Origin of the sequence: Cellulophaga sp. RHA_52, assembly GCF_007827205.1 — a bacterium.
Classification (GTDB): domain Bacteria; phylum Bacteroidota; class Bacteroidia; order Flavobacteriales; family Flavobacteriaceae; genus Cellulophaga; species Cellulophaga lytica.
In genome coordinates, this window is record NZ_VIRZ01000001.1 from 681946 (window position 1) to 705682 (window position 23737).

Annotated in this window: 26 protein-coding genes; 24 read left to right on the top strand and 2 right to left on the bottom strand. The window is 29.9% G+C overall.

The annotated features are described in order from the left end of the window. The first annotated feature begins 12 nt into the window (after positions 1-12). The 4 genes from JM80_RS03015 to JM80_RS03030 all read left to right on the top strand — a co-directional run bounded on the left by JM80_RS03015 (position 13) and on the right by JM80_RS03030 (position 2872). Positions 13-252: a hypothetical protein gene (locus JM80_RS03015; RefSeq protein WP_144709182.1), complete on the top strand. Its 240-nt coding sequence runs from the start codon at positions 13-15 to the stop codon at positions 250-252. A gap of 444 nt (positions 253-696) precedes the next feature. Then, positions 697-1092 (top strand): hypothetical protein, encoded by a 396-nt coding sequence (locus JM80_RS03020; protein WP_013621069.1) that lies wholly within the window; start codon positions 697-699, stop codon positions 1090-1092. Positions 1093-1248: 156 nt separating this feature from the next. Further along, positions 1249-1752: a hypothetical protein gene (locus tag JM80_RS03025; RefSeq protein ID WP_144709183.1), complete on the top strand. Its 504-nt coding sequence runs from the start codon at positions 1249-1251 to the stop codon at positions 1750-1752. A 388-nt stretch (positions 1753-2140) separates the two neighbouring features. Next, entirely contained in the window at positions 2141-2872 is a 732-nt protein-coding gene (locus JM80_RS03030; RefSeq protein WP_144709184.1) for a hypothetical protein, read from the top strand. 232 nt (positions 2873-3104) lie between these two features. On the opposite strand, the gene JM80_RS03035 is transcribed toward JM80_RS03030, so the two are convergent. Next, a complete protein-coding gene (locus JM80_RS03035; RefSeq protein ID WP_038505582.1) occupies positions 3105-4097 on the bottom strand; it encodes an IS110 family transposase in 993 nt (330 codons plus the stop codon). A 218-nt stretch (positions 4098-4315) separates the two neighbouring features. Here JM80_RS03035 and JM80_RS03040 point away from each other — a divergent pair, with 218 nt between their 5' ends. The 10 genes from JM80_RS03040 to JM80_RS03090 all read left to right on the top strand — a co-directional run bounded on the left by JM80_RS03040 (position 4316) and on the right by JM80_RS03090 (position 14764). After that, on the top strand, positions 4316-4846 hold the full coding sequence (locus JM80_RS03040) for a DUF3806 domain-containing protein (protein ID WP_144709185.1): 531 nt from the start codon (positions 4316-4318) through the stop codon (positions 4844-4846). A 217-nt stretch (positions 4847-5063) separates the two neighbouring features. Further along, entirely contained in the window at positions 5064-6104 is a 1041-nt protein-coding gene (locus JM80_RS03045) for a serine hydrolase (protein ID WP_144709186.1), read from the top strand. A 187-nt stretch (positions 6105-6291) separates the two neighbouring features. Next, complete coding sequence (locus tag JM80_RS03050) at positions 6292-7644, top strand: TrkH family potassium uptake protein (protein ID WP_013621352.1); 1353 nt, start codon at positions 6292-6294, stop codon at positions 7642-7644. A 192-nt stretch (positions 7645-7836) separates the two neighbouring features. Then, positions 7837-8289, top strand: a complete 453-nt coding sequence (locus JM80_RS03060; protein WP_144709188.1) for a hypothetical protein — start codon at positions 7837-7839, stop codon at positions 8287-8289. 278 nt (positions 8290-8567) lie between these two features. Next, positions 8568-9710 carry an AraC family transcriptional regulator gene (locus JM80_RS03065; protein WP_034644040.1) on the top strand — a complete coding sequence of 381 codons (1143 nt, stop codon included), beginning with the start codon at positions 8568-8570 and terminating at the stop codon, positions 9708-9710. A 67-nt stretch (positions 9711-9777) separates the two neighbouring features. Continuing rightward, positions 9778-11409 (top strand): serine hydrolase, encoded by a 1632-nt coding sequence (locus tag JM80_RS03070; protein WP_144709189.1) that lies wholly within the window; start codon positions 9778-9780, stop codon positions 11407-11409. A gap of 383 nt (positions 11410-11792) precedes the next feature. Beyond that, complete coding sequence (locus JM80_RS03075) at positions 11793-12659, top strand: glycerophosphodiester phosphodiesterase family protein (RefSeq protein WP_013621034.1); 867 nt, start codon at positions 11793-11795, stop codon at positions 12657-12659. A 62-nt stretch (positions 12660-12721) separates the two neighbouring features. Continuing rightward, on the top strand, positions 12722-13330 hold the full coding sequence (locus JM80_RS03080; RefSeq protein WP_013621033.1) for a Crp/Fnr family transcriptional regulator: 609 nt from the start codon (positions 12722-12724) through the stop codon (positions 13328-13330). Positions 13331-13404: 74 nt separating this feature from the next. After that, on the top strand, positions 13405-14202 hold the full coding sequence (locus tag JM80_RS03085) for an alpha/beta hydrolase (RefSeq protein WP_144709190.1): 798 nt from the start codon (positions 13405-13407) through the stop codon (positions 14200-14202). Further along, on the top strand, positions 14186-14764 hold the full coding sequence (locus JM80_RS03090) for a hypothetical protein (RefSeq protein WP_144709191.1): 579 nt from the start codon (positions 14186-14188) through the stop codon (positions 14762-14764). The genes JM80_RS03085 and JM80_RS03090 overlap by 17 nt, the downstream gene beginning before the upstream one ends. On the opposite strand, the gene JM80_RS03095 is transcribed toward JM80_RS03090, so the two are convergent. After that, positions 14761-15360, bottom strand: coding sequence for a leucine-rich repeat domain-containing protein (locus JM80_RS03095; protein WP_144709192.1), 600 nt, complete (start codon positions 15358-15360; stop codon positions 14761-14763). The genes JM80_RS03090 and JM80_RS03095 overlap by 4 nt on opposite strands. 215 nt (positions 15361-15575) lie before the next feature. On the opposite strand from JM80_RS03095, the gene JM80_RS03100 reads away from it, so the two are divergent. From JM80_RS03100 to JM80_RS03145, 10 genes are all read left to right on the top strand, one after another. Continuing rightward, positions 15576-16460: a DUF2608 domain-containing protein gene (locus JM80_RS03100; protein ID WP_013621029.1), complete on the top strand. Its 885-nt coding sequence runs from the start codon at positions 15576-15578 to the stop codon at positions 16458-16460. Between the two features lie 69 nt (positions 16461-16529). After that, positions 16530-16961, top strand: coding sequence for a hypothetical protein (locus JM80_RS03105; protein WP_144709193.1), 432 nt, complete (start codon positions 16530-16532; stop codon positions 16959-16961). Between the two features lie 143 nt (positions 16962-17104). Then, a complete protein-coding gene (locus JM80_RS03110; protein ID WP_144709194.1) occupies positions 17105-18199 on the top strand; it encodes a DUF695 domain-containing protein in 1095 nt (364 codons plus the stop codon). An 11-nt stretch (positions 18200-18210) separates the two neighbouring features. Further along, complete coding sequence (locus JM80_RS03115; RefSeq protein WP_144709195.1) at positions 18211-18516, top strand: hypothetical protein; 306 nt, start codon at positions 18211-18213, stop codon at positions 18514-18516. Positions 18517-18558: 42 nt separating this feature from the next. Further along, the gene (locus tag JM80_RS03120) at positions 18559-19215 is read left to right on the top strand and encodes a sterol desaturase family protein (protein WP_144709196.1); all 657 of its coding nucleotides are present in this window, start codon (positions 18559-18561) and stop codon (positions 19213-19215) included. Positions 19216-19225: 10 nt separating this feature from the next. After that, on the top strand, positions 19226-19849 hold the full coding sequence (locus tag JM80_RS03125) for a tetratricopeptide repeat protein (protein ID WP_186439749.1): 624 nt from the start codon (positions 19226-19228) through the stop codon (positions 19847-19849). A 46-nt stretch (positions 19850-19895) separates the two neighbouring features. Then, entirely contained in the window at positions 19896-20402 is a 507-nt protein-coding gene (locus JM80_RS03130; RefSeq protein ID WP_144709198.1) for an RDD family protein, read from the top strand. A gap of 27 nt (positions 20403-20429) precedes the next feature. After that, positions 20430-21263, top strand: coding sequence for an AraC family transcriptional regulator (locus JM80_RS03135; protein WP_144709199.1), 834 nt, complete (start codon positions 20430-20432; stop codon positions 21261-21263). Between the two features lie 201 nt (positions 21264-21464). After that, on the top strand, positions 21465-22967 hold the full coding sequence (locus tag JM80_RS03140; protein WP_144709200.1) for an aldehyde dehydrogenase family protein: 1503 nt from the start codon (positions 21465-21467) through the stop codon (positions 22965-22967). Positions 22968-23101: 134 nt separating this feature from the next. Beyond that, complete coding sequence (locus tag JM80_RS03145) at positions 23102-23737, top strand: transglutaminase family protein (RefSeq protein ID WP_013621020.1); 636 nt, start codon at positions 23102-23104, stop codon at positions 23735-23737.

Consider the following 23737-nt stretch of genomic DNA (forward strand, 5'->3'; position numbering starts at 1 on the left):
AACAGAACGCAAATGAAAGAAAATAAAGATAGAGTGATAATCGCAAGTGACGTAAATGAACGTGACGGAATCGGAATTGAAATCTATCGAAATGACGAATTGATTGCGGAAATTTTCAGAGACGACACAGAAAAAACTAGAAAAATCCGAATATTTAAAGAAAATATATCACTTGAATTAATGGAGGAATGTATTCAGACCTTTAAAAAAGAAATACCTTGGGAATTTATAAAATATGACGAAACCGATTAAAATATTATTGTCAATTCCATCGATTGTCGGAATTGTTTATATGTTCACTTTTTTGAGTGTTGATTTTTTCAAATGGATTACGAATAATGTTGTCGAATTTGAATATCAAGGACCAATTGTTAACGGACTGATTTTAATACAAATCGGGTATCTGATTTATCGACTTTGGAATTATAAAAATGTAGAGAAAAAAACAAAAACTGAATGGACTTGGCTTTTAGTAATATTCAACTTCATTTCAAGTTTATTCTTCATTTGGAAAAAAGATGCTAAATTAAATAATATGAATAAAAATACTGTGCCCAACAATGTATAAAAATAATGCTAAATTAGGTGCTTAATCAAAGGTTAGTGCAATTTTGTTACGTCTGATTTTCCTGCGGAAAATCCTCGCACACAAAACCGCACTATTCTTATACTAGACCGTTGTGTGTAATTTGAGCAATGAAACAAACGATAACCAAAAGTGACAAAAATTTAAAGATTCTGAACAAACTAATTGTGAACGGATTTTACAATGGATCTGTCGGAACTGAAAAGTTCGAATTAATGCGGAATCGTTTTCCTAACAATCATAGAATAATCGGAATTGTGAATGACAGAGGGAATTACGATTTGAAATTTGACTTTAAGTCACCAATGAATATTTTAGCAAAAGTTTTACTCGGACTTGGAATTCTGACTATAATAGCTTCTCTGATTAAAGGAAATTGGATTTTGCCAATCGCGTTGACCATTTTCGGACTGATATTCTTTGCGGATTTTAAACTAAAAGAGAAAAAAGAAATAAATCGTTTGACTGACAAAATATTGGAATTTCATAAATCGGAATATGAATAAAAACTACACACAACAATGTATAACCGCAATTACGGCGGATTCGACTACGTCCGAATCCATCCATAATTGCTAAGGCGTGTCCTAAGCCGAAAAACATTAAATTTAATCCCGTAACTTCGGTTATACCTACCGTTAGCAAATATTTACATCAACCAAATGGAATTACACAAAGATGACATACCAACATTAGACTTTATGTTGGATTTATTAATAAAACGTGATTCACATATTTTTGAGCAAGACTTAAAAAATTTTGGAAAATATAAAAACGAAAAAGAATCATATATATACTCTGAATTCAAACGATTAATTTTCTTTTTTGACCATTTTAGTTGTGGAAACCCAAGAAATGATAGAGGGCTATCGCAATGGATTGATATAAATTCATATTCATCACAATTTAAACATTCTGGTGGATTCAAAAATGCGTATGAAAATCTAGAAAAGGAATCCGAGGACAAACGATTTGAAAAAGAACTTAAGAGATTGCAAAAAGAAAAGCTAGAGTATGAAGTACAAATACGAGATAAAAATACAGAAATAAGGAGCTTAAAAAGAGATAATCTTAGGTTGAAAAATTGGGATATTCGATTCAGATGGTATATCGCAATCGTGACATTTGTTGTTGGTTTTATTGTAAAGCATTTCATTAGCAAGTAATTATATATTTTAATAATAACATTGAACCAAGAATCAATATTGCATACACTAAGACTTGGCAAATCTTACCTAAAATATATTCGATTTTATAAAACGTATTGGACTTAAAAAAACTCATAATCTGGATTTTAAAATTAGTACTTTGAAAAAAAACATTTGCTAACAACACCTATAAACAATACGGGCTTCTGTGTTTAATTAAATAGTATTTGTATATTTATAAGGTCGTCAAATCAGTTTGATTTAAAATTTAAATAATTAAAAAAAATAAAAGCAAACAAACAGTTTTGGCTTAGTAAGTGGTGGAATGTAATCGCTTACTTGCCCCGTACTGTTCATAGCTAAACCGTTGTAAAACATTAAAACAAATGAACAAAAATGAACAAAAATGAAAAATAAATTTATTCTAATATTGATTACTTCAATTACTTTTTTAAGTATGACATACAAGAATTTAGAACCTGTGAAGTGCTTCGTTGGAGGTAATAATGGTTTATTTGATGTACACCTTAAAATAAATGGAGTAAGCATTAAAAAAGGATATGTACGTAACATTAAAATCATGAATGAAAATCACCCTTTAAAAGAAGAATTAGAAAATATGCCTTCTTTTATGAGAGATGTACTTTTTTTTGTGTTAAAAAAAGGTGAAAACGATATTGAATTAGAATTTAAAAGGGAAAATGGTAGCTATGAAAGCAATGGACAATTTACTTTTTCATTGACCCCTTCAAGTTTAAACATTCCTCTTTATTATTTTTCAAGTCGAAAAGATTCTGGAAAAGTAACTTCAAAGTTTTATATACAGGATAAGAAACTAAAAGAAAATTATACCAGTCTAGGTAATACAGATGCTTCATTTATTGCTTCTGAAAGAATTAATTACTTCCAAGCTTTTTTAAATGATGAAAGTTTAATGTCTTTTGGGAATTCAAGTGGAATTACTGATTTAGATTTAATTGAAGATAATAACAAATTAGAAATCAAATATAAAAGTGCATACGAAGGTGAATTCTCATATTATATTAAAACTCCTAACTTTACTAAAAAAGTAATAAAAAACATATCTAAAGATCAACTTAATAAAACAATAATTGATATCTACAAGTTTAAAAAGTAAAATAACGTTTTACAACACGGTGTATAAAACATAGCTAATAGGTGCTAAACCGAAAGGTTTGTTTTCATTTACTAATACCACCAAATTTTTAAATTTGGCTTTTAGAATAGAAAAATTAAAAACAAAACATAAAAATTCGGATCTGTGTTAATCCGAAAAACTAGTGTCTTTTTACACGCTACATTTCATACACGTATTCCAAGATCAAATCCTAGTAATTTCTCATTAAATTTTAAGCTGCATATTGATTTAGGGCAACATATGGAGTGCCTCTTTTTACAACTGAAAACACTCTCGCTAATAATTTGTTCCTAACATTGTTTAGTGCTATCATTTTTGGTTTTCCTTCCTTTACTTTCCGTTTATAATATAATCTTAATTCTGGGTCATGTTGTATTGCTGATATACTTGCCATACTCAGTAAACTTTTCATTTTCCTATCTCCTAAATAATGACATTTTTTACGTCTATGAATACTTGTTCCTGAACTATATTCGTATGGAGCTAAACCGCAATAGCTTGAGAATTTTCGCCAGCTAGAAAAGCGTTTGAAGTTTTCAGTATGATATAATAATTGACACGCAACAACAAAACCTATTCCTCTTATAGAGAGTAACAATTTATAGTTTGAAGAAAGTGACTCATCTTCTTTTAATAGAGAATCCATTCTAGATTCAATGCTCTTAATTTGTTTGCTTAAATTTTCTATACTCCTTCTTAAAACAATACAGCTAGTATCTGTAGATGGACTGCTTAAAAGCTGCTCTATCTCTTTTAAAGTGCCTAACAATCCTGCTCTATTTCTAACTAATTGATCTCGCAAGCCTATAAGTCTACCTAACTCTTGATAAACAACACTTTTTAATTCACTAGAAACCAATTCTTCTCGATGGATCCAAGCATATCTAGCTATAATCTCGGAATCAATCTTATCTGTTTTTTCTCTAACTAAACCTGATGAACGTTTAATTTTAATAGGGCTTTCTTCCACATATGCAATTCCTTTATAACTTAGGTAACTTGCGAGTTTTAAAGAATAATTTCCTGTATTCTCAAAACAGTAAAAAACAGAAACGCCTTTGGTTTGCTTTGTTACCCAATTTAACATAGATTGAAACCCCTTAACATCATTAGTGAAAACACGGTGTTTCATTGATAAGTGGCAACTTGCATCTATTGTTTTTTTTGATACATCGATACCTACTACTTCTTCATAATTTTTCATACTTTTATATTTAGCTATTAAAATTATGTCGCATAAACTATTTCCTTTAACGGGTTCTGGTAACCTAGTATTCCAATTGGTTCTATGCAACAGTTAAGAAGAAAGAGGACTAGTACGTGTAATAAGTCGTTAACTTGAAGACCGTTTTAGTTCTCCTCTTTTCTTCTATTAAATTAATAAATCAAAATAAAGAAAACCGTTGGCAGTAATTACACAAAATGAGAAAACTGATATTAATAATGGGAATTTTTAGTGCACTATTTGGCGGAAAAGCAAAAGCTCAATCCACAGACGAAAAATATAAACCTGTTCTGAATGACTTAAATACGGAACAAATTGAATTTATAAAAAACAAATCAAAACAAGCATCTGAATTTGTTGCGAAATACTCCGAATTCAAAAAAGAGAGTATAATGGAATTTCAATATTTGGATACATCCATAGAAAATTGGAAAAATGCTGACCAGAAATCACGTGAAAAAACAGAGGATGTAATAGATATGATTGGAGCATTATTCGGACAAACTTTATCTAAAAAACTGAATTTTGAATGGCAACTAATTACTGACCAATATGGAACGGACTTTACCGTAATCGACAAGAAATATTTCGTAAATGGATTCCCTTTCTCTTCTGTTCAAAAGTCTGTTTTGGAATATCGACCGAATGCTTTAAGTGAAATTTATGAATTAATAAAAGAGCAATTAAAAAAAGCCAAAGAAAGCGGAGAAGTTGACGAAAGAAATTAAAAAACTACTGCCAACAATGTATAACCGCAATTACGGCGGATTCGACTGCGTCCGAATCCACTCGGAATTGCTAATGTCTGTGACAAGCCGAAAAACATTAACTTTAATCCCGCAACTTCGGTTATACCTACCGTTAGCAAATATTATAAGAAAAACCGTAACATATAAGAAACCAAGTAGTCATAGTAATAAACATTCATCAATCAAATAAATCAAAATGACCAAAATTATGACCAAAATCGTTCTTCTAAACCTATTTATTACTCTTTTTGGATGCCAAAACAATGAGAATATTGACACTTACTTAAACAGACTTCACGGAAAAGGAGAACTCAACGGAAATGTTTTAATAATCAAAGACGGAATAACACTTTACGAAAAGTCATTTGGTTTCACAGATGGCTCGAAAAACACAATGCTGACTAAAGATTATCGCTTTAATATTGGTTCAATCTACAAAGAATTTCCTGCAGTTTCTATAATGCAACTACAAGAGAAAAATCAAATAAATTTAGAAGATAAAATTTCCAAGTATATTCCCGAACTTCCTAATTGGTCTGAAAAAATATCCGTTCAAAATTTAATGCAATACTCAAGCGGATTACCAACGATAGGTTGGGACATTTATTTTAGCCAAGGAATAAATGTGAATGACAATCACATAATGGAAGAACTAAAATCCTTAAAAAATCTTGAATTTGAGCCAGGCTCAGATTATTTATATTCAAATAGTAATCCCATTTTGTTGATTAAAATAATCGAAAACATTACCAAAACTACTTTCAACAACTATTTAAAAGAGAATATATTTATTCCTTATGGAATGGAAAGTACAATCATTAAAGAACAATATCCATACGAGGATAAAACATTAATGGCAATTCCTTTCAACACAGATTTTAAAGAAGACGATTACAAATTATCAGTCAAAAGTCTTTTATTCAGTTCGACAGCGAACAATATGGCAAATTGGTTTGAACAATTAGACGATTTTAAAATTATCAATGAAAAATCTGTCAAAAAGCTATCTGACCAAGCAAAAAAGGGAGATGATATACAATCGCCTCTTGGAAATACCGAATGGAAAAATGACAAAATTATCGAGCATTCTCATCACGGATCAACTGCGAGTTACGAATGTATAGCACGAAGATTTAAGAAAGACGGAATAACCCTTGTGATTTTAACAAACCAGAACCAAGGGAATGTTTATGAAATATCCGAGCAGATTTATGACATTATAAAATCGGACATTTAAACATAATCGGGTAAATAACATTTGCTAACACCGTATAAAATTAATTGCTAGTTTCTAGCCTACTTACGAAAGTCCTCGCGGACTTTTTATCTGTGATTTATTTGCTAAATTTAGTGCTTAAATCACGCAACTAATCTTATACATAAACGTTGTGTGTCATTTACAAACAAAAACCTGAATACAAAAAATGAAAAATAAAACATACAAGAAAATATCTAATTGGTACCGAAAATTCCAAATTAGTAAATCACCTCAAATGAATTTAGTTTGGGGATTCTTTTTATATACGCTCATTGGATTTATTTTACTGTCTATTCCTTTTTTTCACAAAACCGACATATCCGTTTTAGATAATTTGTTTATTTCGACTTCTGCAATTTCAACTACTGGACTTGTAACTATAAGCGTTTTCGATTCCTATAATTTTTTCGGTCAGTTTGTTATTATGGCATTAATACAAATTGGCGGAATTGGATATATGACGCTAACGACATACTATTTAATATTTACCACAAAAAAAATAACTCATTGGCATAGTAAGTTAATAGGTACGGAATTTACTTTACCCAATACAATTCAGATAAAAGATTTCATCAAAAGCGTTATTGTTTTTACCCTAATAATGGAAACTATTGGAGCTATACTTTTCTACTTTGCCTTTACCAATTCAGGAATGGGAAGTTTAAAAGCAATTTGGTTTTCAATTTTTCATAGTATTTCATCGTTTTGCACAGCTGGATTTGGATTGTTTAATGATGGTTTCGAAAGCTATCAAGACAATACTTTTATTAATACAATTATTTCTGTATTAGCAATTTCTGGTTCTTTGGGTTTTATTGTAATTACAGATTTGTGGTATCGAATTAGAGGTAAATCAAAAGAAATTTCGTTTACAACTAAAATCATTGTTTATGGCTTTTTGTTTTTGCTTTTTTTAGGTACTTTACTCATTTACACAACAGAGTCATCATCTATTCTTGGCTCAAATAGTTCACTAATGACCTCTTTCTTTCAAGCAATGTCAGCTATGACAACTGTTGGATTTAACACGATACCTATCGGTGAATTATCTTTGCCAATATTGTTGCTTGTAACCTTTCTTATGTATATCGGTGCTTCGCCTTCGGGAACAGCAGGAGGAATGAAAATAACGACATTAACGGCAATGCTATCGATATTGAAAAGCCGATTGTTTGGTCAGAAAAAAATCACATTTTTAAACCGACTTATTCCATTTGAGAGAATATATGTTGCGACATCTACTTTTATGCTTTATACGAGTTTAATTTTCTTGTTTTCATTTTTACTTTCTTACTTTGAAAACTTTTCTTTTGAAAGCATATTATTTGAAGTAGCATCCGCTTTAGGAACTGTTGGATTAAGCACAGGAATTACAGGAGATTTATCTAATATTGGGAAAACATTGATAATTATTTTAATGTTTATTGGTCGAGTTGGAGTTCTAACTTTTGGATTTGCTTTGTTGCAACAAAAAGATAACGATTCTAAAAAAATCAGAGCTGATGATTTGGCTGTATGAAAAAATTAATATAAGGAAAAATAGAAAAAAACGCCACACAACAATGGCTATAAGTAATTGCTTGTTCTCGCCTTCTTTGAAAATTCCGCAGGAATTTCCAACTTGGTGTGTACTTGCAAAGTTAAGTGCTAACCCACGCAACTACTCATAGCCGAGACCGTTGTGCGTAAGCTAAAAATTATACGATATTGAATGATATTTCACGGCATTAATAACCAAATTGTAGAATTAAAAATAACAAATTATCAGTTTCCTAAAATAACGGATTACGAATATGATTCTAATTGGTTATTGATTTATCTAAATGTAAAAAGTGACTGTGGAAATTGGCAAACTGTTGACCCATCACTTTTGGTTGGAGATGTAATAGAAATAATAGAGTGGTTCGAAAAAATATCTCAAAACAAAACGCCAAAATATGAATGTTTGGATTTTATCGAGCCAAATTTGGCATTTGAGCTAACCAAAGCTGGAATGGACTTTAAAACTGTTCGCATAAAATTTGACTTAGAATCTAGACCTAAGAGTGCAGATGATAAAAAAGATTATTTCGTGGACTGTAAAATGGATAACTCGCAATTGCAAAAAGTTATAGAAGGACTAAAAAAAGAATTGAAACCGTATCCAATAAGAGCGGTTAGATGAAAAAAGCCTACGCACAACAATGGCTATAATTAATGCGGAGGTTTGGTATTTATTCAAAAAGCTTGTGTACTTTTATAAAGTCGATAAATTGAAAATTACACGATAGTGAAATATTCAAAATTTAGCTTTAGACAAGAAAAAATAAAACTAAACAATAAGCTTTAGCTTAGTGCGCAGAAGGAAACAAAAGGTTTCCTTACTCCCGCACAGCGCATAACCAACCCGTTAGCAACAAGCCAAAGAAACATTACATAAAATATAGATACTGAATATAATTAATGTGTGAATTAAATTTAAATTTTTATAACTTTATTATAATTGCATCTATATTTATAGGAACAACATTTGGACTGTTACTTATTTTTACTAAACGGGCTAATAGAAAAGCCAATATACTGCTTGGTATAGTTACTTTTATCATTGTTTTTTGGAGTGTTTGGATTTTGAGTTTGGATTTTCAAATAACTAATTACCTTACCTATTTCTATTTAATTCCATTAAATTACTCTCTGGCACTTGGTCCCTTACTATATTTATATGTTAAAAAAATAACCGATTTTAACTATCATATATCTAAAAAACATGGCGTTCATTTTTTACCGCTTATAATAGAACTTACCGTGCATATAATTATTTGCCGTGATGCGCTTATAAATAATATTACTGCTGTAGAAACTGATACATACCTTAAATTAATGCCCATCATTCAATTTTTAGCCATAATCTCAATCATTACTTATTCAATTTATTCACTTAAGGCAATCAAATTTTATCATTTCTGGTTAAAAAAAAATTATAGTACTAATGATGCATATAGTTTAAGGTGGTTGTATAGATTAATTACCATATTTGCAATAATTTGGTTTTCATGGACTCCTTATACCATTATTGATTATGTTGTCTTCGATTTTCAATTAGGAATAAGTGATTATTATCCTATTTATGTGTTACTTTCTATTACCACCATTTGGATTAGTGCTGAAGCTTTTTTAAGACCAGAAGTAATTTTACTTGAAACCAATAAACCAAAAAGTATAAAAAAAGAAAATCCATCTGAAGAAATTGCAAAAAAAGCATCTTGGTTAAAAGAACAAATGGAAACCAATCTTTTTTACCTTAATTCAGAATTAACATTGAAATCTTTAGCTGACAATCTTGACATCCATCCAAATGTTCTATCAAAATTAATAAATGATGGCTTAGGTAAAAACTTCTCAGACTTTATAAATGAATACCGGGTAAATGCCATTATTCAAAAATTACATAGCGGTAATTATGATCACATCACTTTATTGGGTATTTCTTTTGAATGTGGTTTTAATTCAAAAACAACTTTTAACAGAGTCTTTAAAAACATCAAGGGTATCACTCCTTTAAATTATAAAAAATCAATAAAAAAAAGCTTACACAACTTTAAATAAGCACCATTCTATAATTTGGGGCGTTTAAAATAGCATCTTACCATTATGTTTGTTCAAAAAATAAAACATGAAATTAAAATATTATTTAACTCTTACTATCTGTTTAATTATTTCTGGTAACGCTATAAGTTCTGCACAAACAAAAAAAATTGAAAACCTGTATTTTTCAAAAATTGACTTAAAAAAAGAGAAAATAAAATTAACAGACTACACGAATAGTTTTACATTAAATAAAGATAAATTTTTAACAGCTCACTTTACATTAGATAAACCTCTTATTGAATGTCTTAAATTATTAGCTCCAAATTTAACGCAAGACCAATTGTTAAATAAAGGAAGTTTTCAGTTTTCATTTTTAGTAGATGGTAAAATAGTTTATACAGAAAACTTAAATAAAGGATCAGGAAATATTAAATCTAAAACAACTCAACTAAAACATACAATCCCTTTAATTTATCCTAAGCAACTTGATTTTTGGGGTTGGTTTATGTGGTTAAAGTTTATGAAGTTAGGAGGAGGACAAGATGTTCTTGCTAAAGGAAATCATTCTTTAACTATTGAAGTAAGGCCATATATAAAAAGAAGTGAGATAAAAGTTGGGGCAATTTTAGCTAAGGGAAATATTACTATAGAAGTAGCTAAAGCACTTGTAGATGAAAGTTTAATACCTGTTCAAAAAATACAGCCTAATAGCGGTTGGAAATTATCTAAAGATAATTTTAACACTAAAAAAATAGAAGCCTTAAATAGGAAAATAGCTGAAAAAAGATTTGAAAACATTAATGGTATTGTAGTAATAAAAGAGAACAAACTTTTAATAGAAGAATATTTTAACGGCGAAAACAGAAATAGTTTGCATGATTCAAGATCAGTAGGAAAATCATTTGCATCTACAATGTTGGGTGTGGCTATTGAAGAAAAATATATTGATAATGAAAACGTATTATTAAAAGATTTTTACAATTTAAAATCTTTTAATAATTATAGCGAAAAGAAAGATTCAATAACACTAAAATCTCTTTTAACAATGAGTTCTGGTTTTCTTGGTGATGACCGAGATTACGATAGTCCTGGAAATGAAGAAAATATGTACCCAACAGATAACTGGGTGAAATTTTCACTTGATTTACCTATGAAAAATGATAAAGTAATTGGTAAAGATTATATGTATTTTACAGCAGGCGTTGTTATTTTAGGAGATATAATTCATAAATCTGTTCCTGAAGGTTTGGTTTCTTATACAGATAAAAAGTTATTTAAACCTCTAAATATTACTAATTACAAATGGCAATACACACCACAAAAAGTTGGTAATACTGCGGGAGGAATACAGTTAAGAGCTATTGATTTTGCTAAGTATGGGCAATTATATAAAAACAAAGGAAAATGGAATGGGAAGCAAGTTCTGACTAAAAAATGGGTAGAAAAAAGTTTATCAAAACAAGTATCGCAAGCTTATGGTGGAATAGATGATGGTTATTATGGGTACCTTTTCTGGAATAAAACATATACTGTTAATGGTAAAAATTATGAAGTTTCCTTTTGTAGTGGTAGAGGAGGAAATAAGATTTTTATTTTTAAAGACATTCCTTTTGTGGTCGTTGTAACTTCTTCTGCATATGACAGCCTTTCAGCTCATACCAATACAGATAAAATAATGACTGACTATATATTACCTGCAATAATTGATAAAGAATAAAACCCGTTGCCAACAAAGTATTGTGGTAAAAAACAAGTAGAAAAGATAGAGGGGATTTTTTTAGAAGTTTAGTTTAAGAATACTGAAATAAAATATACATACCAAAAGGTATAAAAACAAGTATTTTATTTGTAAAACCTGATACAAGAGCGGAAATGGAAATATAAAAACTATTGGCAACATTAGGCCTAATTAATTGGAGTTTTTATCTGTTTTAGATATGCTAAAAAATATTTTTAATTTAATGTTTCTGTCCAAAAAAGATAAAAGCAAAATATTATATTTGACTTTTATCAATACTAAACGCCTTACTAATAACCTGCCCTACGCTTCAATACAAGTAAATTGGCAAATATCCTCTAGTGCACAGAAAAATTTATACTATGAAAAAACTAATAATTCCTATTCTACTAATTTCATTTCTTTTTGTTGGATGTAAAGAAAACAATAAGCAGGAGAATACTTTACAAACTTATTTTAGTTATTCTAATTCTAGTGATATATTAATTAGTTCTCACCGTGGAGGAAAAGGGTATCCTGGCTACCCTGAAAATTGCTTAGAAACTATGCAGTATATTAAAAAACATATTCCTAACGCGTTATTTGAAATTGATGTAGCAAAAAGTAAAGATGGGGTATTATTACTTATGCATGATAATTCACTTGAGAGAACATCAACTGGTTTTGGGAGAGTTGACCAAAACAGCTGGAAAACAATGTCTCAACTAAAACTTAAAGATGATTTTGACTCTATAGTTGATTTTAAAATTCCGTTATTTAAAGACGTATTAGACTGGGCAAAAAAAGAAAACGCAATACTTACAGTTGATATTAAGCGAAGTGTTGACCCCGAAGATGTACTACATTTTATTGAAAAAAACGATGCCTTAAAGCAATCGGTTATTATTACTTACTCTATTAAAACAGCTCAAAAGTTATACAAGTTAAATCCAAAAGTAGTACTATCTGTTAGCATTAGAAATACCGAAGAGTTTAACAGAGCTGCCAACTCTGGCATACCTTGGGCAAATATGGTTGCATTTACAGGAACAATGGTGTCAGACTCATCATTGTATAACAAGCTACACAAAAAGGGGGTTATGTGTATGTTGGGGACTTTAGGTAACTTAGATAAGAGAGCCGCTGCAAAAGGCGAACATCTTTACAGAGAATGGGCCAAACTAGGAATTGACGTTTTTGCAACAGACAGGCCACTAGAAACACAAAAAGCTCTTATAACGCATCAATAAATAGCTTTTAAGTTAAACTGCTTATAAAAACTAATAACTCACGTATTACAAAACTAAAATTCATGAAAGAGCACTTTTCTACAGAAGAAAATATTCTATTTAATTTTTTAAGTCAAGTATACCCACTAACTCAAATAGATTTTATGCCTTTAGCTAAGGTTATAAAAAAGAAAAAAATTAAAAAAGGAGAGCTCTTGCTAAATATTGGACAGGTAGAAACCAAAACATGTTTGGTGCTAAAAGGCTTTATACATCAATACACTATTATTGAAGATAATTTATTTACTATTGATTTTTCGCTTTCGGGTATGAGCTTTAACAACTTTACAAGCTATATGGAAGAGTCACCCTCTAACCAAATACAAGAAGCACTAATTGATACTGAAATTATTTATTTTGAAAAAATAGACATTGAAAAGCTACTACTAAATAGTCATCCTTTTTCTTTTATATATACCAAGTTATTTGAGCAAGTACACTTAGAGCGCGAAAAAAGATCTTTAATACTACAGCATAAAAATGCATACAAAAAATATGAACTTTTTTTAAATACAATTTCTAAATCTAAAAGGTTTTTAGAAGAAGTACCACAAAAGTTAATTGCCAATTATTTAGGTATGACTCCAGAAACATATAGCAGAGTTAAAAAAACATACTTAAATAAAGCTTAAAGGTTAATTTCTTGATTTAAAATAAGTTTTAAGTTTTAAAGATTTTAGATTTTTGAAAAATAAAGTCTAAGGTTATGAAACTTACAACACTTATTGTATTCTGCATTGTATTATTAAGTTGCTCTGCTACTGATGATGATTTTGACATTATTGGGTCTAAAGAACAATTTACTATAAACTCATCTATAGTAAATGACAGTTATGCTATTTATGTATTTCTTCCCAAAAATTACAATAGCAGCTTAGCAAACCAATTAATTATTGCTTTAGATGGTGATACCAGGTTTACCTCTATTGCCAATATTGTATCAAACAAGGTTAAAAAAAACAGTATGCCAGCTTGTATTTTAGTTGCTATTGGTAATAACAAACAAAGAAATAGAGACTACACACCTACTATTTATGCGCATGGCTCTGGTGGCGCAGAAAATTTTTATCAGTTTATTAAAAATGAATTAATTCCTGAATTAGAATCTAGATATAGTATAGATTCATCTAACAACAAAACATTAATTGGGCATTCTTTTGGCGGGCTATTTACTCAATACGTTATGGCAAAAGAAAGAGCTTCTAACCCGTTTAATAAGTTCATTTCTGGAGGCACATCATACTGGTACGACTCTGGTGTTATATTTAATTTTGAAGAATGCTACGCCAGCTCTAACACCGATTTGGATGTGATATTCTACAACGGAATGGGCTCGTTAGAAGGTGGTGTTATGTTAGCATCATTTGAAGAAATGAACAATAGACTCCGTTCTAGAAACTTTCCAAATTTTAAGCATAAAAGTGAATTGATAAAAAAAAGTGGCCATAGCGGTTCTGCAACTAAAATAGTTAAAAAAGGTTTAGACTATGTATTTTATAAATAAAGTAATTTTAGCTCTGGTATTGTGTGTTTCTTCAACAACGTTATGGTGTCAAAAAACAAACAGCAACAATTTAGAAATAGGTGTGTTAGCTGCTGGCGATGAGGCCTTATATTATGGAGGATATAGCAAATACACTACTCCACTATCTCAAAACAAACATCATTTTACCTTAGCATTTTCAATAGTTGCATATTTTGACTTTAAGGGAGAGTCTGAGCAAAATGCAACATTAAAAAATGATATAGATATGCGTTTACTACCAACAATTAATTTTGGTTACTCCCTTAATTTTAATAGCGTACAAATAAATTTTGAAGTTCCTGTTGGCGCAAGCATAGCTATTACCAAAGGAACTTTAATTAATAAAAAAATAGGCTTTAAAAAAACCTATTCTAATACCGAAACCTTTTTTAACTACGGCTTGTCTTTTTCTCCAAAATACAAGCTTAATAGCTCCAATAGCATAGGTATTTACAGTTTTATACCTTTAGTTAGTGACAAAGCACAATCTGGATACCAAATAGGAATTGGATGGACTAAAAATATAAGTGTTAAAAACTAATAAATTTCAAATGTTATATTGTCTATGTCGCACTTATGAAAAATACTCCATATATAATTCTCAAACTTTGCTGGTAACATAACTTTTTTAAGCATTTTATTACTTGCAAAACTTCCCTTAGGTATTTCTGTTAAATGATCTGGTATAGTTAGTTCTTCAAAATTATTTTCTGCAAAGCAATCATTACTCATATTTTTTACTGTTTCTGGTAAATTTAAACTAGTTAAAGCATTACCTACAAAACAAAACATTGGTAAAAATTCAATACTGGACTCAATTACAAGTTTTTCAATATTGTTACGTCCAAAGGCACCACCACCTATTTTGTTTACTTTACTTGGTATTATTATCTCTTTAATTTTATTATCATAAAAAGCATCTTCACCAATATATTCTAATAAGCTAGGTAATGTAACCGCTTCAATTCCTTTTTCGCAAAAAGCCTCTTTGTAAATATAAAGTACAGGTTTATCATTAATGTAATCTGGTATACTTACGTTTTTAGCTTTGCCTACATAATCTAAAATAGCTATACCATTACTAAACTGCCTAAAAGAATAATCTTCATTAACTAAATCTACTACTGATTCTTCCATAATTATTATTTTATAATTTTTACTTTTAATTAAACACAGAGCTATTTAAAATACAGTAGCTCTATTAATAATTATTAAATATAATTGAAGCAATAGAAGACTTTTAAAAGCAATTTGTTTTCGTAGTTGTTTTTTTTGTATTCGTTAGTTAAAGCAAAACATGTAATTTTACACCCAACAAAAACTACATCTTTACAAATTACAAACAAGCTATTATGACTAAAAAAAAGTATGCAACATTTATGGCAATAATGTTGCTTATAAGTGTAAGCTTAAAGGCACAAACATTAAAAGACAGCACTATTTTTAGTTTTAAAGATGTAAATAATGTTGTAACCCAAAAAACCAAACAATACGGAGTAGAAAATGTACTTGTTATTGTAGATATTGATAATACACTTTTAACCAGCAATGTAGATCTTGGCGGAGACATTTGGTACAATTGGCAAAGAGGTAAAATTAAAGATGCTATACCAACAAAAAAACAAAAAATTGAAAACTGTTTTTATGAAGATGTTATTGGTTTATTGTACGAGCTTGGCACAATGAAATTAACAGACTCTTTAATACCCAAATACCTAAACAACTGGCAAAATAATGGCACAACTGTATTTGCACTAACATCTAGAAGCCCTAGGTACAGAACCGCAACACAAAGAGAATTGTTAAAAAATGGTATAAACTTATCTAAATCTCCTATTACACAGATTGATGGTTCTAAAGCTGTTTACAATTACACCTTAGAAAGAGAAATGAGTTACAGAGATGGACTTATGATGACCACAGGTATGAATAAGGGAGATATGATTGCACATATATTAGGAAGAACAGGAAGAAGCTACAAAGCTATAATTTTTGTTGATGACTCTGATAAAAACGTAAAAGATGTTAAGCATAAGTTTAAAGATAATACTGCAATTGATTTTACTGTTTTTTATTTTGATAAAATAGTTAGAGACAGAAAAATAGCTAATGGTGGTATTTTAATAACCAAAAAGCAAGCAAAGAAAATGACAGCAGACTGGGAGAAATTATCAAAAACATTAAAAGATATTTTTCCTGGCAGAAATACCAAAAACAAATGTGTTAGTCCAAACTAACAGATTTAAAACAACTTAATCTGTTTTATAGCGTTAATTGTTTTTAACCAATTTAACTATAATTACAATATGAAAAAATTATTTTTCACGCTATTATTTACCGCATTACTATTTTCTTGTTCTTCTGATGATGACAATTCTCAAAAAAGCTTAGAAGAAACTGTATTAGAGGGCTCTTGGCTTTTTCAAAGATTAGGAGAAACCTGTGATAATGATTATGATTTAGAAGCAGGAGACCCTTATACTTTTAAATTTTTAGAAAACAACACTATAGAGTTTGAAGATCCAGGTTACCTATCTAGCTCTATGTACACTATAGATGGTAACAATTTAACCTTAGAGACTATTTACACTTTACCTTCTGGAAGCAAACGCAAATTTGTAGGCAATTATACTTTTTCTGAAGATACAGGTAACTTTACTGGTACAAATACGTTTACAGCTTATAATGATACAGAAACACAGTGGACCTGCCAAGGCGCTACTAGTATCTCTAGATAACAACATAAAACATTTATAAATTAGCTATTCATATGCAAACTAAACCATATGAATAGCTAATTTTTTTTACAACAAAATTTTTAGAAAATAACCACCTATTTAAAATTCTTATATTTACTATAAGCAATAAACTACTAAAATATATGAGCTTTTTAAAATCACTATTTAAATCAAAAGAAGAGCCAATAAACTCTTACGAAGATTTTTGGAAATGGTTTTCTCAAAACCAACAAGCATTTTATAATGTAATTAAAGACAAAGGCAATGTTAACAAAGAATTTTTTGAAAAACTATCGCCAAAATTAGATCAACTTAAAGACGGAATTTGGTTTTTAGCAGGTATGTTTAATGATACTACTGCAGAACTTATTTTAACTCCAGACGGAGTAATAAAAAACATTGTATTTGTAGAAGAGTTGGTAGCTGCAGCACCTGAGATAAAAAATTGGAAGATAACAGCTCTTAAACAACCATCTGACCTAGGAAAATTTGGAATAGAAATGGATGGCTACATATTTAACGAAAGTAAAATGCAATTTTATGCTACAGAACATTCTTCTATGCCAGACGAAATTGATATTACCATAACCCATGAAGATTTTACCGAAGAAAATAAAGCTATTATGACAAATGGTGTTTACCTTGCTTTAGACCATTCTTTAGGCGAATTAAACTCTATAACCAAAATAGATAATGTAAATATTATTGCTCCCGAAAATGCCACATCAGAATTGGTACCTTTTAAAAAACTAAAAGACTTTTTAATATGGAGAGAAAAAGAGTTTGTAGAAAAATACAAAGGACTAAAGCACAATACCGAAAACGATAAATATTCTGGGTTAGAAGCAACTTTAAATAACGGATTACCATTAATTGCAGTTGTAAATACTGATTTACTTGCTTGGGATAGTAAAGCGTCTCACCCTTGGATTGCCGTAATGGAAATAAAATACGATGGTGATAATAACAATGGTATGCCAGATAGCGACACCTACCAATTGTTAAGCCAAATTGAAGACAAAATAACAGCAGAACTCAAAGATTCTGATGGCTATTTAAACGTTGGTAGGCAAACAGCAGAATCTGTAAGAGAAGTATATTTTGCCTGTATGGATTTTAGAAACCCTGCTAAAGTATTCCATAAAATAAAAAAAGAATACCATAATAAAATTGAAATAAATACAGACATTTATAAAGACAAATACTGGCAATCTTTTAATAGGTTTATGCCTAATTAAATATTGTCTAAATGAAGAAAATCAACTTTTCAGAAGAAGAAGTTAAATCACTTTTGTTTGTAATTGAAAAAAGAATAGATAGTATTAGAGATGTTGAAATATCACAACCAAAATTCATTAAAAACGAATTTTATTACCCCTTATTTACAACAAGAGGTAAATTAGAAAAAAGAGAGACTAAATTCCTAAAAAAAGAAATTGAAATTTTAAAAATATGTCTAAATAATTTCGAAATAAAAGAAGAAGTCATGGAAATTAATGGATTTAAAAAGAATAGATTAGTCAGACCTTTTTCTTCCGCTTATAAAAAATTATAATTATTCAAAGCGTTTATAATATCTAATAACCTAAATTAGTAAATGAATCTTAAAGACTTTACAATATTTTTTGCTTTATTAATTGGATTAAATATTGCTGGCTATTTATTAAACATAGGTATTAGCTTGGTGTGGAACAAAGTCTACAAACACCAATCTACAATTACAAAAAAAGAAGTTTTATCATCTATCCTAACCCTATTTATAAATATTATAATAGCTATTCCAGGATACATTCTGTGGATAAAAGGCTTTATTACATTTAATAATCAAGACCCTTGGCTTACTTTTATAATTCTGTTTCTATTTTTAGATATACTAATGTATATTTTACATTGGGCATCACACAACATTGTTGTATTAAAAAAAATTCATTTACAGCATCATGAACATACAGAGCAGTTTAATGTTGTAAGCCTGTATTATATGTCGCCCTGGGAATCTATACTATTTGGTTTACTATTAACGGTAGTTGCGTTATTATTTTCTTTAAATGTTTATGGTTTTATAGCCTTTTTAATTTTCAACTGGTTTTACGGTGTTGTAACACACCTAAACACAAAATTAAGTAAGCCTTACTTTTTAATATTTACCACCAATTACTTTCATAAAAATCATCATAAGCTATTTTCTAAGAATTATGGTTTTTATACTATTTTATGGGATAGGTTATTTAAAACGGAAAGTACAAATTTATAGTCGCCACATTATGAGAATAGCGTTAAAAGTATTGTTTTTACTTATAATTACTGTTAGTTGCAAAAACAATAGCACAAAAGAAGAAACTAACAACATTAACGAACAACACAAAATACTAAAAGGCAACAGTTATAAGAATACAGAAGCAAATGACCTTAATGAAAAAGGGGTTGACCTATCTATAACTGGTAATTATTACGAAGCTCAAATTGCATTTAAAAAATCATTAAAAATAGAACCAGACAACCCAACAACGTTAAGCAATTTAGGGTTAAATAACTTTATGCTTTACGAGTATGATAATGCAATTAAATATTACCAAGAGGCGTACAAAATATCAGACTCTACCTACCATATGGCAGCCATAAATTTAGGGTTAACCTATTATTACAAAAAAGACTTTAACAAAGGCATAGAAATCACAACCTATGTAATCAATAATACAACAGATACGTCTATACTATCTACAGCTTATACACACAGAGCACTAAATTTTATTGGTAACAACAACTGTGATAAAGCAAAAACAGATTTAGAACATATAAAAAGTAATTACCGCGGAATGCAGAATGTTGCTTACAATATTATAGACTTAAACAATAAATTAAACGCCTGTATAGAACTAAACCCATAATTGTAATGGCACTATAAATACAATAAGCTATTCGTCTATCTTAAAAATGGCACAAAAAATATCAGAATTAAAAACCTATAAAACTGTAAACCGTAGAGACAGAAACGGAAATTACAAAGCAATGGAGTTTGAGTTTAAATACAACCCTAATGTAAAAAGCTTTAACTTTCGGTTATTGTCTAAATTACTAGACTTACTTTTGTATTACTGCATTGTATATGTACTAGCAAAATTCTTCACTTTTGCTTATCCACATATACTTATTGCAACATTAGGTCTTTTTACAATAAATCCAGTTTTAGAAACCATAACCGGTAAAACATTTGGTAAATTACTTATTGGTTTTGAAGTTGTAGATGATCATTGCAAAAAGCCATCAGTATTAAAATCATTTATAAAAAATATATTGCAGCTTTTAAATTTAGTAATCTATGTGTTTACTGAAGGTGTTATTTGGGAAGAAGACATTTATTTTCACAACACAATAACAAACACCTACATTATTAAAAGTAAAAACAAAAAAGAGATTATTGCTATGATGAATAAAGCATAGTACCTTTGACGACCTAAACACAGTAAAATGGCTATAGAAAATATTCCTGAAATTTACTTTGATACACCATCAAAAAGCAAAGACATTTTTGTGTACGATTTTAAAATGACTAATGATGTTGTAAAAAGCAAGGTAAATTTAAGCATGAATATGTTTAGCTTTCTTCAAGTAGGAAAAAAGCAAGTACATTTTGCAAACACCTCTAAAGCAGTTAATAGCGAACAATCTTTATTGCTAAAAAAAGGAAACTGGCTTTGGACAGAGTTGTTAGATACTGAAGCAATTTACTATTGTAAACTCTTCTTTTTTTCTGAAAAAAAACTCACCGATTTTTTAAGCAAATACACCAAAGACGTTAAGCCGTACCAAGAGAAAGTGCCTTATTTTGTGATTGAAAACGATGATTATATTGCATCATTTATAAGCTCACTATCGTCAAAAACATTTGAAAACAGTGCGTATTGTGATGCTATGCTATCGCTTAAATTTGAAGAAATATTACTGTATTTACTAGATAAATATGGTAGTGAATTTGAGCATTACTTACACGCATTAATATCTAAGGAAGTTTCTCCTTTTAAAAACATTGTAGAAGATCACATACATTCTAATTTAAAGTTAGAAGAAATTGCCTTTTTATGTAATATGAGTTTGTCTACTTTTAAAAGGCATTTTACTGCCGAGTATAAAGAAGCTCCAGGAAAATGGTTAAAAGACAAACGACTGCAAAAGGCAAAAGAACTTTTACAAGGAGGCGATTTAAAACCGTCTGATATTTATTTAGATATAGGATATAACAACCTGTCTAACTTTAGTATAGCCTTCAAAAACAAGTTCGGAATTAGTCCAACAGAAATATAAATTATTTTTAATAATCTGATTATCAAATACTTAATGATAAATTAATATTTGTTTAACATCAAAAAACACAACTTGAACTGTTTTCATAAGTTATTGAGCCATATCAATAAATAAGAAGCTTCTACTCCATTATACATTTGCATCATAATTACAACGCTTGTTTTTTCAAGCAGATTTTTAAAAAAATTAAAACAAAGTAATATGGCAAATGTAACAAAACCCGAATTTAAAGAAAGATATGGAAACTTTATTGGAGGAAAATTTGTTGACCCAATTAAAGGTCAATATTTTGAAAACAGATCTCCAGTAGACGGAAAAGTATTTACACAAGCAGCAAGATCTACACAAGAAGATATAGACCTTGCATTAGATGCAGCACACGAGGCTTTCCCAGCGTGGAGCAACGCATCTGCAACAGAACGTAGTAATGCGTTATTAAAAATTGCTCAAGTTATGGAAGATAACTTAGAGTATTTAGCAACCTTAGAAACTATTGATAATGGGAAACCAATTCGTGAAGCACGTGCAGCAGATATTCCTTACTGTATAGATCACTTCCGTTATTTTGCAGGAGTTATTCGTGCAGATGAAGGTAGTATTTCTGAACACGATAAAGATACTGTTAGTATTGTATTACACGAACCAGTTGGTGTTGTTGGTGAAATTATTCCTTGGAATTTTCCAATGTTAATGTTAGCCTGGAAAATTGCTCCGGCTTTAGCAGCAGGTTGTACAGCGGTTGTAAAACCAGCAGAACAAACACCTACCAGTGTTATGGCTTTAATGGAACTAATTGGTGATATTTTACCTGCAGGTGTATTAAATATTGTTACTGGTTTTGGTAAAGAAGCTGGTGCTGCATTAGCAACATCTAAAAGAATAGCAAAATTATCATTTACTGGTTCTACAGAAACAGGACGTACTGTATTGCACAATGCAGCAGAAAACATTATTCCTGTAACTATGGAATTAGGTGGAAAATCTCCTAACATTTTTTTCCCATCTGTAGCAGATAAAGATGATGAATTCTTTAGTAAAGCTATAGAAGGTGCATTAATGTTTGCCTTAAATCAAGGTGAAATTTGTACATCTCCTTCTCGTATTTTAGTACACGAAGATATTGCAGATCGTTTTGTAGAAAAAATGCAAGAACGCTTAAAATTAGTGAAACCAGGAAACCCATTAGATCCAGAAACAATGATTGGTTCTCAGGTATCTAAAGCACAATACGAAAAAATATTAAACTATATTAAAATTGGTATTGAAGAAGGTGCAGCGGTGTTAGCTGGTGGTGAAGCTGGTAATTATGAAGGTGAATTAGCCGACGGTTACTACGTACAACCAACTGTTTTAAAAGGAGACAACAAAATGCGTGTGTTCCAAGAAGAAATTTTTGGACCTGTTGTAGCATTAACAACCTTTAAAACTACTGAAGAAGCTATTGCTATTGCAAACGATACACCTTACGGTTTAGGTGCTGGTGTTTGGTCTCGTGATGCTCACGAATTATACCAAGTACCACGTGCTATACAAGCAGGAAGAGTTTGGGTAAACCAATACAATACCTATCCTGCACACGCTCCTTTTGGTGGTGTTAAAGAGTCTGGATTTGGTCGTGAAAACCACAAAATGGCATTAGACCATTACCGTGTTGTAAAAAACATGTTAATCTCTTACGATAAAAAACCAATGGGCTTCTTTTAATTAAGTTAAACCTATAGATTTTTATACAAAACCTCAGATTTATCTGGGGTTTTGTTATTTTAAAAAACAAACTACAACATAGGTAATATTCTTTTTGCTATATTTAAACTAAATCAAAAAACACAATAATTATTATGGACTACCTATCTCCTACCTATTTTTTTGATTATGAAACAAAAGAAATTCAAAATCTTATAGCAGCATATAAAAAGCCGACGCTTACACCCAAAGAGCAATGCAAACTTGTATATTTAAAAATAAGAGATTCTTGGAGGTACAACCCTTACAACCTTAGTTTTTCTAAAGAAAACTATAAAGCAAGTACAATTGCTAAAAGAGATAGCGGACATTGCATAGACAAATCTATTTTATTAATTACCTGCTTAAGAGCGCTTAATATACCTGCTAGGCTACACTTAGCCAAAGTTAAAAACCACATAGGAGCAGAACGCCTTATTGAAAAATTTGGAAGCAATGAATTAACTAACCACGGTATGGTTAATGCTTATATAAATGGCAAATGGCTTAAAATGTCTCCTGCTTTTAACGCATCACTATGTAAAATGTTTAACGTTGCACCTTTAGAGTTTGATGGAGAAAATGATTCCGTTTTACAAGAATTTAATAGAGAAGGGAATACTTTTATGGAATATTTAGAAGATTACGGTCATTTTGATGATGTGCCAGTAGCATTTATGATTAAAAATGCTAAAGAACATTATCCGCATATTTTTGACACTCCAAAAAACCAAACAGAATTTAAATTATAG

What these genes read in the sequence shown, in the direction of transcription:
- JM80_RS03015 (WP_144709182.1), top strand. Translation starts at nt 13, where the DNA reads ATGAAAGAAAATAAAGATAGAGTGATAATCGCAAGTGACGTAAATGAA.
- JM80_RS03020 (WP_013621069.1), top strand. Translation starts at nt 697, where the DNA reads ATGAAACAAACGATAACCAAAAGTGACAAAAATTTAAAGATTCTGAAC.
- JM80_RS03025 (WP_144709183.1), top strand. Translation starts at nt 1,249, where the DNA reads ATGGAATTACACAAAGATGACATACCAACATTAGACTTTATGTTGGAT.
- JM80_RS03030 (WP_144709184.1), top strand. Translation starts at nt 2,141, where the DNA reads ATGAAAAATAAATTTATTCTAATATTGATTACTTCAATTACTTTTTTA.
- JM80_RS03035 (WP_038505582.1), bottom strand. Translation starts at nt 4,097, where the DNA reads ATGAAAAATTATGAAGAAGTAGTAGGTATCGATGTATCAAAAAAAACA.
- JM80_RS03040 (WP_144709185.1), top strand. Translation starts at nt 4,316, where the DNA reads ATGAGAAAACTGATATTAATAATGGGAATTTTTAGTGCACTATTTGGC.
- JM80_RS03045 (WP_144709186.1), top strand. Translation starts at nt 5,064, where the DNA reads ATGACCAAAATTATGACCAAAATCGTTCTTCTAAACCTATTTATTACT.
- JM80_RS03050 (WP_013621352.1), top strand. Translation starts at nt 6,292, where the DNA reads ATGAAAAATAAAACATACAAGAAAATATCTAATTGGTACCGAAAATTC.
- JM80_RS03060 (WP_144709188.1), top strand. Translation starts at nt 7,837, where the DNA reads ATGATATTTCACGGCATTAATAACCAAATTGTAGAATTAAAAATAACA.
- JM80_RS03065 (WP_034644040.1), top strand. Translation starts at nt 8,568, where the DNA reads ATGTGTGAATTAAATTTAAATTTTTATAACTTTATTATAATTGCATCT.
- JM80_RS03070 (WP_144709189.1), top strand. Translation starts at nt 9,778, where the DNA reads ATGAAATTAAAATATTATTTAACTCTTACTATCTGTTTAATTATTTCT.
- JM80_RS03075 (WP_013621034.1), top strand. Translation starts at nt 11,793, where the DNA reads ATGAAAAAACTAATAATTCCTATTCTACTAATTTCATTTCTTTTTGTT.
- JM80_RS03080 (WP_013621033.1), top strand. Translation starts at nt 12,722, where the DNA reads ATGAAAGAGCACTTTTCTACAGAAGAAAATATTCTATTTAATTTTTTA.
- JM80_RS03085 (WP_144709190.1), top strand. Translation starts at nt 13,405, where the DNA reads ATGAAACTTACAACACTTATTGTATTCTGCATTGTATTATTAAGTTGC.
- JM80_RS03090 (WP_144709191.1), top strand. Translation starts at nt 14,186, where the DNA reads ATGTATTTTATAAATAAAGTAATTTTAGCTCTGGTATTGTGTGTTTCT.
- JM80_RS03095 (WP_144709192.1), bottom strand. Translation starts at nt 15,360, where the DNA reads ATGGAAGAATCAGTAGTAGATTTAGTTAATGAAGATTATTCTTTTAGG.
- JM80_RS03100 (WP_013621029.1), top strand. Translation starts at nt 15,576, where the DNA reads ATGACTAAAAAAAAGTATGCAACATTTATGGCAATAATGTTGCTTATA.
- JM80_RS03105 (WP_144709193.1), top strand. Translation starts at nt 16,530, where the DNA reads ATGAAAAAATTATTTTTCACGCTATTATTTACCGCATTACTATTTTCT.
- JM80_RS03110 (WP_144709194.1), top strand. Translation starts at nt 17,105, where the DNA reads ATGAGCTTTTTAAAATCACTATTTAAATCAAAAGAAGAGCCAATAAAC.
- JM80_RS03115 (WP_144709195.1), top strand. Translation starts at nt 18,211, where the DNA reads ATGAAGAAAATCAACTTTTCAGAAGAAGAAGTTAAATCACTTTTGTTT.
- JM80_RS03120 (WP_144709196.1), top strand. Translation starts at nt 18,559, where the DNA reads ATGAATCTTAAAGACTTTACAATATTTTTTGCTTTATTAATTGGATTA.
- JM80_RS03125 (WP_186439749.1), top strand. Translation starts at nt 19,226, where the DNA reads ATGAGAATAGCGTTAAAAGTATTGTTTTTACTTATAATTACTGTTAGT.
- JM80_RS03130 (WP_144709198.1), top strand. Translation starts at nt 19,896, where the DNA reads ATGGCACAAAAAATATCAGAATTAAAAACCTATAAAACTGTAAACCGT.
- JM80_RS03135 (WP_144709199.1), top strand. Translation starts at nt 20,430, where the DNA reads ATGGCTATAGAAAATATTCCTGAAATTTACTTTGATACACCATCAAAA.
- JM80_RS03140 (WP_144709200.1), top strand. Translation starts at nt 21,465, where the DNA reads ATGGCAAATGTAACAAAACCCGAATTTAAAGAAAGATATGGAAACTTT.
- JM80_RS03145 (WP_013621020.1), top strand. Translation starts at nt 23,102, where the DNA reads ATGGACTACCTATCTCCTACCTATTTTTTTGATTATGAAACAAAAGAA.